Source organism: Roseibium sp. RKSG952 (genome assembly GCF_009711355.1).
Window position 1 is genome coordinate 38,418 of the sequence record NZ_SMMF01000930.1, and the last position, 14,404, is coordinate 52,821.

Below are 14,404 nucleotides of genomic sequence, written 5' to 3' on the forward strand. Positions count from 1 at the left end.
CGTCCCAAGGCTCAGTCCAGCGCCATACCTTCTGGCCAGCTAAGCTCAAGATTCAGTTTGATAATCTCGGTCTGGCCGGGTTCCATCCGAGTTTCCCAGGCCAAGATGCCCCGCTCGTCGCCGACGTTTTCCTCATTCGGGTCTGGTTCCGCAGTCCATACGATCTGCAGATCGTCCTGTTCTGAGTAAGGCATCCGGTCGATGATCCGTATAGGCCAGGTTTGATCTGTCCGGTTGGCAATGCGAATTTCTGCCGTTTCAACCCGCTGGTTCGAGCGTGAAATTATACCGGCATCACCGCTGCTGCGGTCCAGAACAATGCTGGAAACGGATAGACCAAAGATAGGCCCAAATCCCATTTCGATTTCTTCCCGCGGCCCGATCTTAGTGGAATCGCCGACTGCGACCAGAATGTCATCGACGAACCATTTTGCCAGTTCGGAGGGCAAGAGGTTTTGATCAAGAGGATTTGTAAAGCGCACCGTGCGGAACGCGACGTCGTCTTTCAATGGCACTGCCAGTGCAAAGACCTCAGCGGGCTGACTAAATTGATCGATTGAGACCTCGGTATAATCCGATCCGGCAGAGACCGAAATAGGCGTCGGAACCGTATAGGTGACCCCTGTTCCCTCGACTGACGCGGTTTGGAGCGTATAGGCACCCATAGTTTCTTCAACGACAACAGGTGCTTCCACCGCGGGTTCTTCAAGACTGTTGTAGGTGTCGGTTATCTCGCTGATGGTTCTGAGCCTCGGATATAGCCGAGATGCGGAATTCTGACTTGTCGGTGCAAGGGTCGATACATTCATCGTTATGTCATGCCAGCTTTCACCGGTGTGTTGAGAAACCAGAACGCTGCGGCCGATTTGAACCTGCGGATCGGCTCCGGTTTTTAGGTGAAACTCATAACTGGGAATCCATTCTGCTGCGTATGCATCGAGGTATGAAACTGTCAGATTGCCTGCTGTCGCGACTTCAGCGCTCACATCCACAGCGACGAACAGGTGGCCTTCGATATCAGGTATCAACGCATCACGTTTGTCTTTCGCGATTTCGAGTTCCTTGTGAAGTTGATCTAGCTTTGCTTCGATCTTGCGGGCTTCCAGTTCCGAACTGTGGGCAGTTTGTTGAGCTCGCAGGGTTTCATCGCCGATCATGCGGGCAAGATCGCGCAATTCGTCAGGTCCTGAACCTGCCAATCCTTCGTTGTGGCCAAGACTGCCTAAGAAGCCGATTGTTTGCTGCGCAGCCTCGGCAATCAGCCGGGCGGACCGTGCCTCATTTTCAACAGCTGCAATTTGTTCTTCGACAGCTTTTACTTTGTCTTCGGCTTGTCGAAATGCTTCATTTTCATGATCATACCTGGATACGTCGTCGACCCGGCGTTCAAGGGACGACTGGCTTAGCCCATCTGCCATTACCTGTAATGTAGTGAACTGTGTACCGGGATCACCTGCGGGTATTCCCGGCAGGATCAGGCGATGATTTCCGGCAGGAACATTGAATGTACCGGACCGGATAATCTCTGCACCTGCGGTATATATCGTTGCTTCGGTTACCTTGGTTTCGATCGTGAAAGTTTCAGCAAAGGCCAAAGCTGGCGTAAAAGCCAGAAAGGAGATCAGAGCTTTCATAATGTCTCGCTTGAATGCGGTTTTGAGATGGCCTGAACGTTGCAGGTCACCGCCGCGATAGCAAGACGGCTCAAAAGCAAAGGGCCGCTTCCTTCGAAACGGCCCTTGTCGATTTCTGTCGCTTGAAAAGCTTAGCCCTTCTTCAGAACCTCACGGCCCAGCAGTTCGGCAATCTGCACAGCGTTCAGAGCAGCACCTTTGCGCAGGTTGTCCGAAACGCACCACAGGTTGATGCCATTCTCAACTGTCGAATCCTGACGGATGCGGCTGATGAACGTGGCGAAATCACCTGCGCATTCGATTGGTGAGACGTATCCACCCGGTTCACGCTTGTCGATTACCATGATGCCCGGTGCTTCGCGCAGGATGTCGCGGGCCTCGTCTTCGTCGAGGAACTCTTCGAACTCGATGTTCACGGCCTCGGAGTGGCCGACGAATACCGGAACGCGAACGCAGGTTGCGGTGACCTTGATCGACGGATCGACGATCTTTTTGGTCTCGACAACCATCTTCCACTCTTCCTTGGTCGAGCCGTCTTCCATGAAGACGTCGATCTGCGGAATCACGTTGAAAGCGATCTGCTTCTGGAACTTCTTCGGCTCAACCTCGGTCGTCGGGTTGTAGATGGCCTTGGTCTGATCCCAAAGCTCATCCATGCCTTCCTTGCCGGCTCCCGACACCGATTGATAGGTCGAGACAACCACGCGCTTAATGCGTGCACGATCATGCAGCGGCTTCAGCGCGACGACCATCTGCGCCGTCGAGCAGTTGGGGTTGGCGATGATGTTCTTGTTTTTATAGTCGTGAATCGCCTCGGGGTTACATTCTGGCACGATCAGCGGAATGTCCGGGTCATAGCGATACAGCGACGAGTTATCGATCACCACGCAGCCAGCCGCCGCCGCCTTGGGGGCGTATACCTTGGTTGCCTCGGAACCCACGGCAAACAGCGCCATGTCCCAGCCGGTGAAATCGAAAGTATCCAGGTCCTTGGTCGTGAGTGTCGTGTCGCCAAAGCTAACCTCGGTGCCCAGCGAACGACGGCTTGCCAGTGCAGCAAGTTCATCGACGGGGAACTGGCGTTCAGCCAGAATGTTCAGCATTTCGCGGCCCACATTTCCTGTGGCGCCGACGACTACGACGCGATAGCCCATTTTTAGTCTCCTGAATAAAGGACGCGCGTTCATAGCCGCGTTGCAGAAAAGAAAAAAGAGCTTTCGAAGATGAATTGACCGAATGACGTCGAATTGAGGCGGTTCAGTCGTTCAGAAGACGCTCATACAGTGCCACCAGCGTCTTTGCCTCGCTGTTGATGTCGAAATTCTGTTCGACATGGGCGCGGGCCGCGAGGCCTGACTGGGACAGGGAATCACGGTCTTCCAGCATCTCAGCCGCCGCATCCGCAAGGGCAGGGATATCATCCGGTGCAACGACGCGGCCAAGTGACGGATCGGTGACGATTTCGGAAAACGCACCCACATCGGTTGCAACAACCGGAATGCCGCAGGCCATCGCCTCAAGCGGGGTGAGGCCGAAGCCTTCCCAGCGTTGCGGCGCAATGAACAGGTCCAGCACCTGATACCATTCGGCGATCTGGTCAACAGTCACTTCGGGCATGAACAGGATGCGGTCAGATAAGCCAGCGGCGGCGACTTTTGCTTTCAGATCGCTCAGGAAACCGGTGTGATGCTCTGTGGCCCGCCCCATGACGATGCCAGAAACATCATCGAAACGACCACACAGCTCAATCATCGCATCGACAAATGCATCGGTGCCTTTCTGGTGGCGGATACGGCCATAGCAGCCCAGCAACAGACCGTCTGGCAGGCCAAGTTTTTGTCGCAGCGCCGCCTTGTCATCGGGTGGGGTGAAGTCCTGCAGGTTGATGCCATGCATGATCACCTGAGATTCACGTTCCAGATATCCGGCTGTTTTGCGCGACGTCGAAACAACCGCATCCATTTTGCCGATCAGCCACTTGGTATAGCCGGTATGGGCACGTTGGGAGGCGCTCGTGAACAACAGTTTGAGTTTCAGACGAAAGAGACCACGCAGGATCAGGCCCAACAACATCTCTGTATTCCGCCGCGCGTGCCAGATGCGCAATCTGCGGCGTGAGAGAAATGGCAGGCGGCCCAAGGGAATATGCGGAATATCCTCGGGCAATCCGGGACCGGTGGCGGCGATGTCGATCCATTGTACCTGCAACGGGACCAACCGTGCGATGGTTGCCGTAACACCAGACAGCCTGCGTTTCAGATTTGGGGCAATGACGACAGGGTCTTTCACTTGGATCTCCCGACGGGTCATGTCTCAGTCCATACTGTCCCGGCTGAACAGGTAGATGACGCAGCCGATGGCAACAGTGATGGCAAAAAAGCCGAATATCGCTGTGTAGGGTGCCGTTGGTCCCATGTCCACAGTTGCAGCATGGATGCGACCGGTTGCGAACTGCGCCAGTCCAACACCACCGACACCGAACAGATTCAGCAAGGTTACGCCCCGGCCAACCAGATGTGGTGGGATGAATGCGCGCCCATGCGCCATGATGACCGGGAATGCCGCACCCGAGAATCCGATTAACGCCATCAAGAGGACCGAGAGCCAGACGGAATCGTCTATCCACAGACACAGCAACAAAAGGAACAGGCTGCTTATCAGGTTACCACCCAAAATCACCCATTTTCGTGTTCCCAGCAGGCGATCCAGCGGGCCATAGGCGAAGGTGCCTGCGATCATCGCGGCCCCCATGATCAGGGTTGCCTGACCCACCTGCGTGATACTCAGACCAAATATATCCAGCAGATAGGGCCCCGCCCACAGTCCGCGCAACGCTCCGGATGGGGCATAAGCCACCAACATCAGCGGCAGGATTGTCCACAGTGCCGGTTCCTTGAGCAGATCAATCAGGGAGCCTTTGTGCTCGGTCTCTACACGCTTGGGATCATTCACAGTGAACCAGATCCCGGCGGCAACACCGGCCGAGATGATTGCCAATCCTGCCAGCGTCGCGCGCCACCCGACCCATTCGACCGCCAGCGCGGTTGGATAAGAGGCCACGAGGTTCCCAACCGAACCAACACCCAGCATGACAGCTGCAAGGGTCGCAAATTTAGCCGGGGGAAACTCTCGGGCAAAGATGAAATATGACGCCATCAGCACCGGCGAACACCCGATTCCGATCAACGCCATGGCAAGGGCCACGTGAAGCGGTGTGGTGGCCACCGCGAACAATGCCGCGCCGCCAGCTCCGCCGATCATCAGCAGGATCGCTGCGGTGCGCCGCGGTCCGACCTGGTCCAGTGCCCAGCCCACGGGGATCTGCATAGCGGCAAAGATCAGGAACCAAAGGCCCGAGGCAAAGGCCAGATCTTCGGGTGTAGCGCCGATATCGCGCCCCAGATCAGCGGTCAGAACCGCGAGAAAAGCGCGAAAAAACTGACTGAGGACATAGGCCAGACACAAGATCACCAAGCCTGCCTGCATGTTCGTTATCCTCGCCTCAAAACCTTGAGCGGATGCTTGGCATGTCTCTGTCCCGTGCACAAGCGCGTGTGCTATGTTGCAGAGGGCGGACAACGATCACGATTGAGCTATTTTCGCCTGAAAGCAAAGATTTGGGAGGGATGATGACAACCGCTGGCGCTGCGTTTTATGACACCGTCCCGATCTCGCATGAGTTTTTGAATCTGACAGAACCCTCCCGGTTCACCCCGGTGCCTGACAACTGGATCGTTGGTGTGGCGGATATTGTGGATTCTACCGGTGAGATTGCGCGAGGGCGCTACAAGACGGTGAACATGGTCGGGGCTGCGGTGATTTCGGCCATGATCAATGCGCTGGGCGGGCAGGTCTTTCCATATGTATTCGGTGGTGATGGCGCGGCTTTTGCCATATCCGGGGCAGATGCCAATAAAGCCCGTTCAGCTCTTTCTGCCTTGCGCAGTTGGGCCGCATCCGAGTTTTCCATCGCTCTGCGCGCTGCATTGGTTCCGGTTTCTGACATTCGCGCCTCAAATCGTGACCTTCGCGTCGCACGCTATGCCCCGTCCAGCGGAGTGGACTATGCCATGTTCACTGGCGGTGGCCTTGCCTGGGCTGAGGCACAGATGAAGGCCGGAGAGTATCTGGTGCAGCCAGCGGACCCCGATGCGCAGCCTGATCTGACGGGGCTTTCGTGTCGTTGGTCTAACAGCCCCGCGCGACATGGTCAGATTGTCTCTCTGGTTATCCAGCCAACAACAAATGCCACCGAACAGGACTTTGCCGATCTGGCCCAATCGGTCCTCTCAGCGTCCGAAGCGTTGGACCGCGCTGGTCATCCGGTTCCGGTAAACGGCCCCCCTATTAACTGGCCACCCCCGGGCCTGACACTGGATGCGCATGTATCCCGCGAGGGACGGAATTTGACTCTACAAAAGGCCAAATTGCTGATTCAGAATCTGCTGATCTGGCTTTTGTTCAAATCGGGCAAACGGCTGGGAAACTTTGAACCTGAGCACTACAAGCATATGGTCAGCCGCAATGCGGATTACCGTAAGTTTGATGACGGATTGAAAATGACGCTGGATTGCGATCAGACGACCCTGTCCCACATCACACAAACGCTGAACGACGCCCAATCACGTGGAAAGGTCCGATTTGGATTGCACACTCAGCAAGAGGCGATGATGACCTGTTTTGTCCCCTCGGCTACACGCGACGATCATGTGCATTTCGTAGACGGGGCCTCGGGTGGGTATGCCCGCGCTGCTGCGGCAATGCGGGCATAAGGGTTTACTTCGCCTTCCACTCCTCGGCTAATGTGCGTGCACTTTGGGCCAGCAACATTACGTCGATGCCAACGGCCAGGAATTGCGCGCCCATATCCAGATAGGCCTGCGTGGCCTCTTCCTTGGTGCCCAGAATGCCGGGCGCTTTGCCGGCAGCCCTGATCCGGGCCAAAGCGTCTGAGATCACCTCGCGCACTTCAGGTGCAGTGCTGTTGCCCTGGTATCCCATATCGGTAGATAAGTCCGCGGGGCCAATGAACACACCATCAATCCCCTCGACCTGCAGGATTTCATCCAATGCAGCCATACCAGCGCGGTTTTCGACCTGAACCAGCAGGCAAATCTCCTGATCCGCAGTTTGGATATAGTCGCTGGCTGTTCCATACATCGTGGCACGTGATGCGGTTGCGCCAACCCCGCGAACGCCTTCGGGCGGATAACGGCAGGCCCGCACCAGTTCCCGTGCCTGCTCGGCACTTTCGACGATAGGCACCAGTACGGTCTGAGCGCCCGCATCCAGAACCATCTTGATCATCCAAGTTTCGCCAACGGGCACCCGGACAACCGGATGCGACGGGCTATTCGACAAAGCCAGTAACTGGTCCCGGATCGAGCGGATGTCATTCGGGGCGTGTTCACCATCGATCACCAGCCAGTCGAAGCCGGCCGTTCCCATGATCTCGGCAGTGACAGATTCCGCAAAGCTCATCCAGCAGCCAATCTGCCTTTCGCCGTTGATTAGAGCCTGTTTGAAAGCGTTCTTTGGAGCAGGCATTCGGTCACCTCTCTGGGTCAGGGGGTCAGTTCACGGGCGATTTCAGTGATTACGTCAAACGCCATTTTGACGTCGTCCTCGGTGGTTTCAAATTGTCCGGCCTGAAAACGTATGACCAGATCGCCGTCCACGCGCGTCTGTGTCAGATAGATGCGGCCGTCATCATTGATGGTATTCACCAGTCGCAAATTCAGATCGTCGAGGTCAGAAGCTTCGGTCGGAACATACCGAAATGTCCACAAAGACCACATCGGCGGCGTAACGATTTCAAAGTCAGGCTCAGCCGCCAGACGATCGTGCAGGTCAACCGACCAATTGACGTGATTGCGCAGTCGCTCCCTGAGCCCTTCCAAACCATAGGCGCGGATGACGAACCACAATTTCAGCGCCCGGAACCTGCGGCCTAGTGGGACTGACCATTCCGAATAGTTGATGATGCCGTCTTTACCGTGGGTCTTCAGGTATTCAGGGCTGATCGCCAGAGTCTGCACCAGATCGTCAGGATTTTTGAGGAAATGCGCGCAGCAGTCGAACTGAACACCTAGCCACTTGTGCGGGTTGAACACGATACTGTCGGCCTGATCGATTCCGAGCCAGTAGTGACGATAATCCGGACAGATCATCGCGGACCCTGCCCAGGCGGCATCGACATGGGTGTAGAGCCCGTATTTCTGCGCAATCTCCAGACAGCGATCGACCGGATCCGTCGCACCGGTTCCGGTGCCACCTACACAAAGGATGACACCTGCGGGTTGTAAACCGGCCTCCAAATCAGCCTGAATCGCATCTTCCAGAGCCTCTGGATCCATACCCCGCCAGTCGCCTTTGATCGGTATTCGCACCAAATTGTCCTGGCCGATACCGGCAACCCAGATTGCACGGTCGATCGACGTATGAACCTCGGACGAACAATAAATGCGCAGTGGTTTCTGTCCGAACAGTCCCTGTTGGTTGCCCTGCCAGTTCAAGGCCTTTTCCCGCATCGTCAGAACAGCCGCCAACGTTGCCGAAGAGGCAGAGTCCTGAATCACTCCGGCGAAGCCGTCTGGCAGGTCCAGTGCCTGACGCAGCCAGTCCATCATCCGGGTTTCCATCTCGGTCGCTGCCGGAGAGGTTTGCCACAGCATGCATTGCGGTGCGATCGCGCTGGCCAAGAACTCTGCCAGAACCGATGGCGCCGAGGCATTCGAGTTGAAATAGGCGAAGAACCTTGGGTGCTGCCAGTGTGTGATGCCGGGCATCACGATCTGCTCGAAGTCCTGAAAGATGTCTTCCATCATCTCAGGATCTTCGGGCGGCGAAACGGGTAGGGCGTTCAGAATGTCACCGGGTTCTGTCCGCGCACGAACAGGCTTGTCCCCGACGGTCTGATGATAAGCCTGCGTCCAGTCCGAGACTTTTTTGCCCCAATCTGAAAATTCATCCCAGTTCATCTTAGCCCCCATTTTGTCCGGCAGCTTGCCGAACGCGCGTTGTCATAATCTGTGTGTCAGTGATGGTCATTGGATTACAATGGTCAACGCCATTTGGCAATTAATTAACACGTTAATTTATTTATTACAGTAAAGATCACACAAATATGCCGCGGATAAGAGTCTAACAAGGGAAGATTTCGGAGACTTCAAATCACGTAGAACTTTTGACCTGTTGCGACAACGCAGGAATTCGGCAAAGATTTCACATGACTGATGACATTCCGCTGACATCCCGTTCGCTTCCGATTGCATTGCTAAGGGCACGTGAGAAACTTATGGGACCAATCCGCCAGATTCTGGCGGATGCAGGCGTAACCGAGCAGCAATGGCGCGTGCTACGTGTTCTTGACGAAGAAGGACCTCAGGAACCGACCCGGATTGCCAATCGGGCCTGTTTGCTGCTGCCAAGCCTCACACGTATTTTGCAGAAGCTTGAGGAAAAAAGTCTGATTGCTCGACGCCCCGATCCGCGGGATGGGCGAAGACAGATTGTCGAGATTACGCGGGAGGGGCTGCAGATAATCAAAGACAACCTACCCGCTAGCCTTGAAGCCACCGAGAGCATTCGCTCGCGTTTTGGTGCGGACAAACACGAAAAGCTGTTGGATTTGCTGAACGAATTGCACGAACTGGACGATTGAAGCACGCGCCTGCTGGTGGATACCCGTCCAAAAACGGTGACCCCGCCGGAGAAAAAGGGGGGTATCTCCGACGGGGATGGCCAGACCCGGACTGATTTATGTGCCTGGCCTGCGACCGGTTGCGCCATGTGTTATCCGACGATCCGGCCCAAGCTTCGGAGTGTTGGTTGGACTGAAAATACAATCCTGCCTGACCAAACCGTCCAGGGGGGCGGATTGTCTGGCCGGGATCTCCGAAACGTTAACTGTCAGTTGCCGACTGTCCCAACAGCCCGCAAGAGGTGCCCTCGAGTCACTATGGTGATTTATTGGTTGCCGCACTTTCTGCTCTGGCGAGGCGTGGGTGGTGACTAACGAATGATTACTTTTCACTCTCGTCCGAACAGCATTGATGCTGATCCGGTGCATTGCACTTTCAGGTTGATAACTAGGACGATCACCAAATTTTCCAAGTTGCGATTTCGTGAGGGTGCAGAAATCGTTCTCACAGCCGAAAACTGCAGGAAATTTCGATAATCCGACCATGAAAGGCGCCCTCTCAGGAGATTGGATAAGATTTTCAGCCGTGAGTCGTTCGCCATAAAGGCGGATCAGACACGCACTTGGAATGACTCAGTGAGCAGCCGAGATAATTGAGCAGGTTCGTGCCGAAACAATTTTCAGTTGTTGGCAGAAAACAGCGTGTATGAATGGCAAAAGTAACGGCTTGCCCACCGAGCCTACCCTCCTAAGATGCGCCGGAACGCAATACCTGAGGACTTGTCATGTCGGATAACCTGTTTTCTCTTCCTGAACCTATTGGAATCCCTGTTCAGGGTGAGACGGGAACCTATCCGGTTGGTCGTATATTCTGTGTTGGTCGCAACTATGCGGCGCATGCCGCGGAAATGGGAAATGAAGTCGACCGCGAGGCACCGTTCTACTTTACCAAAACACCCGAAAATGCAGTTTTGACGGGTGCGAGCGTTCCGTATCCGCCAGGAACCGAAAACTATCATCACGAGATGGAACTGGCTCTTGTGATCGGAAAACCTGTATTTCGGGCCACGTCGGCCGAAGCGTGGGATGCGGTTTACGCCTATGGATGCGCATTGGATATGACCCGTCGCGACTTGCAGATACGTGAGCGCAACAAGCAGAGACCATGGGAATTGGGTAAGGATGTCGAGAATGGAGCGGTATTTGCACCGTTGACCAAGGCAATGGACTGGGCACCTGATAGTCACAAGCGCATTCACCTGAGTGTAAACGGGGAAATCAGACAAGATGCGACGCTTGACGAGCTAATCTGGAAAATCGATGAGATTATCAGCCACCTGTCCGGGTTCTATCACCTACGCCCCGGAGATTTGATCCTGACCGGAACACCCGCGGGCGTTGGTCCGGTCGTCGCCGGGGACAAGATTACCGGCGGTATCGATGGGCTGGCGTCGATTGAGCTGGAGCTGACAGCAGCAGAATAGACACTAAACAAGGGAATTCTTATTGAATTTCAGGGGCCAGGCGACGCCATTTTTGCCATGCGCAAACAGCGTTGCCCGGTTTCATCGGCTGTTGTAAATTGTGCACTATTTCGCACGAACAACCAGATGGCATGACCGACTCTCAAAGAATACCCGAAGGGGATGCATCAACGGAAAAGGCCGCGCTTGACGGCTCATCACAGGATCTGAGCCGCCTTGTTGGTGCCCGTGTACGCAAGGCCCGCCAGATTCGAGGCATCTCAAGGCGAATTCTATCCGAAATGTCAGGTGTTTCGCCCAGATACCTTGCCCAGCTTGAGGCAGGTGAAGGAAATATCTCGATCGGTTTGCTGCAAAGGGTTGCCAATGCGCTGGATCACCGGATTGAGTGGCTGATCAGCGATGACGATCCGTGGGAGTCAGATACGCTGCGTGTAGCAGATATGTTCCGTTCGGCCAGTGATGAGGTCAAGGAATCTGTCCTGCGTGTACTTCGCCCTTATCCAGTCACCGGACCGCGCGCTGCGCGTATCTGCATGGTTGGTCTCAGAGGGGCAGGTAAATCCACACTGGGTTCTTTGCTGGGAAAGGAACTTGGGCTGCCTTTTGTAGAATTGACGCGCATGATCGAAGACAAGGCGGGAATGCCTCTATCCGAAATCATGGCGTTCTATGGTCAGGAAGGCTATCGCCAACTGGAAGCACAGGCTTTGGATCGTGTGATCGCCAGCCATGACCGGTTGGTTCTGGCTGTTGCAGGTGGCATTGTCGCCGAGCCTACGACCTATGACACGCTTCTCAACCGGTTTCACACAGTGTGGCTAAGGGCATCCCCGCAAGAGCATATGGACCGCGTTCGCGCGCAGGGGGACGAACGTCCAATGGCCGGAAATCCGGAGGCGATGGAGCAGCTCAAGTGCATCCTAGCCAGCCGCGAAGCCCTTTATGGGCGTGCCATGGCTGAACTCGATACCTCGGGGCAAACAGAAGAAACGTCTCTTCAGCAGTTGCGCGAACTGGTAGAAACACAAGGATTCCTGGCGGAAAACTAGACCCTATTTTGGGTCTTTCAGCCAATCCCGGGCGAATACGACCCGATCCAGTTCGGTAAATCTGCGGACGCGGTCAAGTTCAGCTTCCAATCTGCGCGTGCGCGCGTCGGACCATTTAACCGATCGCTCGGGCCAGAGCGCTTTGATACGCAGCTCATTGCAATCACGATGTGCCTTCATATCGATCCGGCCCACCAACCGGTCGCCTTCCAGCAGTGGAAACACATAGTATCCATAGGTCCGCTTTGGTTCCGGAACAAACACCTCAATCCGATAATAGAATCCGAACAGCCGCTCTGCCCGTTGCCGATCACGCAGCATGGGATCAAACGGGCTCAGCACTCTCATCCGACCCGGTGCGGTTGGCACGGTATCGGCTTGTTCCAATAGACCCGGCCGCGCCAGAACTTTGCGCAGGCGCCCATCAGCGCATTCGACGCATATTTCTTCCAATTCACCCTTTGTTAGAGCCTGATTGCACCAGTCCTTAGCTTCCGCTGCGCTGACCGTGTCCCAGAACGCTGCCAGTTCACCCGACGTGGCAAACCCCAGCCGGTCAAGCGCCGCATTACACAACCAATCCACGGTTTCACTGGCGTCGCAGGGTGTATTGCCGGGACACAAATGGGTTTCAATAACGCGTTCGGTCAGATCATAGCGTTTCTGAAAGCCTTCGCGCCCAATCACGGTCAACGCACCGGACCTCCATAGATATTCCAATGCGGTTTTTGAGGGGTGCCAGTCCCACCAACCGCCTGATCCCTTCTTTTCGTCTTTACCAACGTCTGAAGAGCCAACAGGACCATGATCCCGGATATGTTGCAGTACGGTTTCGAATTGTTGCTCAAATCCATCCCTGCGCCAGTTTTTCCAACGAGATTTCAGCAAGTCCGCATCGCGCTGAAAGCGCAAATGCCAGTGCTGATAGAAATCCATCGGAATAACGGCTGCGTCGTGAGTCCAATGTTCGAACAAGGCCTGATCCCGCTCATACAGCCGCTTGAGATTGCGTGAACGATAGGTCGGCCTGCGCGAAAACAGGATCATGTCATGCGCGCGGGCAACGGTATTGATGCTGTCCAGTTGAACGAAGCCGAGCCTGCGGATTAGGTCAAGAAGGTCGGCGCCTTTGGCATTACCGGCAGGCGGTTCAGCCAAAGCGTGGCGATCCATGAAGATGGCGCGCGCCAATCTGTTGTCCAGTTGTGGAAGGCTCACAAACTCAGCGCCGTTTCAGCGTATCGCCATAGCTGATCTTGGGGGTCAGCGTGACACGCGTTTCGATCTCTTCCGCGGGATTCTGCAGCTGCTCCGCGATGATTTCGGCCGCCTTACGGCCGATCTCAAGACGGCAGGCATCCATCGTGGCCAGCTTACGCGGCAATCCTTGCAGCAGTTCCACGTTGTTAAAGCCAGCAAGGCCGATCTGACCGGGCACGTCGATGCCCTGATCCAGCAAGTACAACAGCCCGCCCGCGCCGATCATGTCGTTGGAGTAATACAGGAAATCCAAATCGGGAGAGCGATCCAACATCGCTTTGGTCATTTCCCGCCCTTTGGCCAGGGCCGAACCACCAGAATAAAACTCCCGGTCTTCAATTTCGATGCCTTGCTTGCCCAGCACTTCGGTGAAGCCTTCGAACCGTTTCCGGGCGCGATGGTCCAGCGGCATCTTTGTACCCATGAAACCAATATGCTGATATCCGGCTTTCAGGATCGCCTGCGCCATCTCGCGCCCGGCGCGGCGGTGCGAGATGCCGACCATCGCATCCACCGGCTTACCATCGGTATCCATGATCTCGACCACCGGGATGCCGGCCGAATCCAGCATGGCTCGGGCGGCGTCGGTATGTTCGAGCCCCGCGATGATCACGCCAGACGGACGCCACGAGAGCATCTCGTACAGCACCTTTTCCTCTTTCTCGGGAAGATAGTCCGTAACACCGACCACAGGCTGCAATTCGGTATCTTCAAGCACCTGATTGATGCCGGTCAGCACTTCGGGAAAGACCATGTTCGACAGCGAAGGGATGATCACTGCCACAAGATTCACCCGGCTCGAGGCCAATGCGCCTGCGATCTTGTTGGGCACATATCCCAGCTCTTTGGCGGCAGCCAGAACGCGGGTGCGGGTGGCGTCAGAGACGTCGCCACGATTGCGCAAAACCCGGCTGACCGTCATTTCGGATACCCCTGACGCTTCCGAGACATCACGAAGGGTTAGCGGGCGTTTTGTTTCTGTGGTCACCGGGGATACCTGCGTCGTTGTTTTGTCCGATGGTAGCGTGAACAGGGCAAACTGTTCAACTGTTGTGCAAAGGCGATGACAAGGTCAAAAAAGCCGGATACAGAAGGCGAAGCGCGGCTCCGTGGCTCAACTGGATAGAGCAGCCCCCTCCTAAGGGGCAGGTTGCAGGTTCGAATCCTGCCGGGGTCGCCATTTTCTTGCCCAAGGATTCGCTTGCACTTCGCTACATGAAGCAGCCCGCGTATCATTGGCCCGAAACTGCGATCTGAGAGATACTCGGCCGTTCAAGTGCCGTTAGCGCAAAGTGGCAAGTTGATTATTCCGGCAATGCCCTCGTTTTTTTT

At 55.5% G+C, this 14,404-nt stretch carries 12 protein-coding genes and 1 tRNA gene; 5 read left to right on the plus strand and 8 right to left on the minus strand.

The window, feature by feature from the left end; translation table 11 throughout:
- Nucleotides 1-11: 11 nt before the first annotated feature.
- The 4 genes from E1297_RS24355 to E1297_RS24370 all read right to left on the minus strand — a co-directional run bounded on the left by E1297_RS24355 (nucleotide 12) and on the right by E1297_RS24370 (nucleotide 5,120).
- Nucleotides 12-1,634: a DUF4139 domain-containing protein gene (locus tag E1297_RS24355; RefSeq protein WP_155143095.1), complete on the minus strand. Its 1,623-nt coding sequence runs from the start codon at nucleotides 1,632-1,634 to the stop codon at nucleotides 12-14.
- Nucleotides 1,635-1,765: 131 nt separating this feature from the next.
- Nucleotides 1,766-2,788, minus strand: a complete 1,023-nt coding sequence (locus tag E1297_RS24360) for an aspartate-semialdehyde dehydrogenase (protein WP_155143096.1) — start codon at nucleotides 2,786-2,788, stop codon at nucleotides 1,766-1,768.
- 103 nt (nucleotides 2,789-2,891) lie between these two features.
- Nucleotides 2,892-3,944: a glycosyltransferase family 4 protein gene (locus E1297_RS24365; protein ID WP_155143097.1), complete on the minus strand. Its 1,053-nt coding sequence runs from the start codon at nucleotides 3,942-3,944 to the stop codon at nucleotides 2,892-2,894.
- A gap of 3 nt (nucleotides 3,945-3,947) precedes the next feature.
- Nucleotides 3,948-5,120 (minus strand): MFS transporter, encoded by a 1,173-nt coding sequence (locus E1297_RS24370; RefSeq protein WP_155143098.1) that lies wholly within the window; start codon nucleotides 5,118-5,120, stop codon nucleotides 3,948-3,950.
- A 143-nt stretch (nucleotides 5,121-5,263) separates the two neighbouring features.
- Here E1297_RS24370 and E1297_RS24375 point away from each other — a divergent pair, with 143 nt between their 5' ends.
- The gene (locus E1297_RS24375; RefSeq protein WP_155143123.1) at nucleotides 5,264-6,406 is read left to right on the plus strand and encodes a DUF3095 domain-containing protein; all 1,143 of its coding nucleotides are present in this window, start codon (nucleotides 5,264-5,266) and stop codon (nucleotides 6,404-6,406) included.
- Between the two features lie 4 nt (nucleotides 6,407-6,410).
- Here E1297_RS24375 and E1297_RS24380 read toward each other — a convergent pair whose 3' ends face one another.
- Together E1297_RS24380 and E1297_RS24385 are read right to left on the minus strand one after the other, a co-directional pair.
- Nucleotides 6,411-7,181 carry an HpcH/HpaI aldolase/citrate lyase family protein gene (locus E1297_RS24380; protein ID WP_155143099.1) on the minus strand — a complete coding sequence of 257 codons (771 nt, stop codon included), beginning with the start codon at nucleotides 7,179-7,181 and terminating at the stop codon, nucleotides 6,411-6,413.
- Nucleotides 7,182-7,198: 17 nt separating this feature from the next.
- Entirely contained in the window at nucleotides 7,199-8,614 is a 1,416-nt protein-coding gene (locus E1297_RS24385) for a pyridoxal-dependent decarboxylase (protein WP_155143100.1), read from the minus strand.
- A 248-nt stretch (nucleotides 8,615-8,862) separates the two neighbouring features.
- Here E1297_RS24385 and hpaR point away from each other — a divergent pair, with 248 nt between their 5' ends.
- From hpaR to E1297_RS24400, 3 genes are all read left to right on the plus strand, one after another.
- A complete protein-coding gene (hpaR, locus tag E1297_RS24390; RefSeq protein ID WP_155143101.1) occupies nucleotides 8,863-9,297 on the plus strand; it encodes a homoprotocatechuate degradation operon regulator HpaR in 435 nt (144 codons plus the stop codon).
- Nucleotides 9,298-10,061: 764 nt separating this feature from the next.
- On the plus strand, nucleotides 10,062-10,760 hold the full coding sequence (locus E1297_RS24395; RefSeq protein WP_155143102.1) for a fumarylacetoacetate hydrolase family protein: 699 nt from the start codon (nucleotides 10,062-10,064) through the stop codon (nucleotides 10,758-10,760).
- 131 nt (nucleotides 10,761-10,891) lie between these two features.
- Nucleotides 10,892-11,812, plus strand: coding sequence for a helix-turn-helix transcriptional regulator (locus E1297_RS24400; protein ID WP_155143103.1), 921 nt, complete (start codon nucleotides 10,892-10,894; stop codon nucleotides 11,810-11,812).
- Between the two features lie 3 nt (nucleotides 11,813-11,815).
- Here the strand turns inward: E1297_RS24400 and E1297_RS24405 are convergent, their stop codons facing one another.
- Nucleotides 11,816-13,003 carry a winged helix-turn-helix domain-containing protein gene (locus E1297_RS24405; protein ID WP_368669667.1) on the minus strand — a complete coding sequence of 396 codons (1,188 nt, stop codon included), beginning with the start codon at nucleotides 13,001-13,003 and terminating at the stop codon, nucleotides 11,816-11,818.
- Between the two features lie 31 nt (nucleotides 13,004-13,034).
- A complete protein-coding gene (locus E1297_RS24410) occupies nucleotides 13,035-14,060 on the minus strand; it encodes a LacI family DNA-binding transcriptional regulator (RefSeq protein ID WP_209015968.1) in 1,026 nt (341 codons plus the stop codon).
- 115 nt (nucleotides 14,061-14,175) lie between these two features.
- Between E1297_RS24410 and E1297_RS24415 the strand changes: the two genes are divergently transcribed.
- Nucleotides 14,176-14,252: transfer RNA gene (locus E1297_RS24415), tRNA-Arg, on the plus strand.
- Nucleotides 14,253-14,404 lie beyond the last annotated feature (152 nt).

Excerpts from the sequence above, each read along its gene's own strand:
- E1297_RS24355 (WP_155143095.1), bottom strand. The coding sequence starts at position 1,634 with ATGAAAGCTCTGATCTCCTTTCTGGCTTTTACGCCAGCTTTGGCCTTT.
- E1297_RS24360 (WP_155143096.1), bottom strand. The coding sequence starts at position 2,788 with ATGGGCTATCGCGTCGTAGTCGTCGGCGCCACAGGAAATGTGGGCCGC.
- E1297_RS24365 (WP_155143097.1), bottom strand. The coding sequence starts at position 3,944 with ATGACCCGTCGGGAGATCCAAGTGAAAGACCCTGTCGTCATTGCCCCA.
- E1297_RS24370 (WP_155143098.1), bottom strand. The coding sequence starts at position 5,120 with ATGCAGGCAGGCTTGGTGATCTTGTGTCTGGCCTATGTCCTCAGTCAG.
- E1297_RS24375 (WP_155143123.1), top strand. The coding sequence starts at position 5,264 with ATGACAACCGCTGGCGCTGCGTTTTATGACACCGTCCCGATCTCGCAT.
- E1297_RS24380 (WP_155143099.1), bottom strand. The coding sequence starts at position 7,181 with ATGCCTGCTCCAAAGAACGCTTTCAAACAGGCTCTAATCAACGGCGAA.
- E1297_RS24385 (WP_155143100.1), bottom strand. The coding sequence starts at position 8,614 with ATGAACTGGGATGAATTTTCAGATTGGGGCAAAAAAGTCTCGGACTGG.
- hpaR (WP_155143101.1), top strand. The coding sequence starts at position 8,863 with ATGACTGATGACATTCCGCTGACATCCCGTTCGCTTCCGATTGCATTG.
- E1297_RS24395 (WP_155143102.1), top strand. The coding sequence starts at position 10,062 with ATGTCGGATAACCTGTTTTCTCTTCCTGAACCTATTGGAATCCCTGTT.
- E1297_RS24400 (WP_155143103.1), top strand. The coding sequence starts at position 10,892 with ATGACCGACTCTCAAAGAATACCCGAAGGGGATGCATCAACGGAAAAG.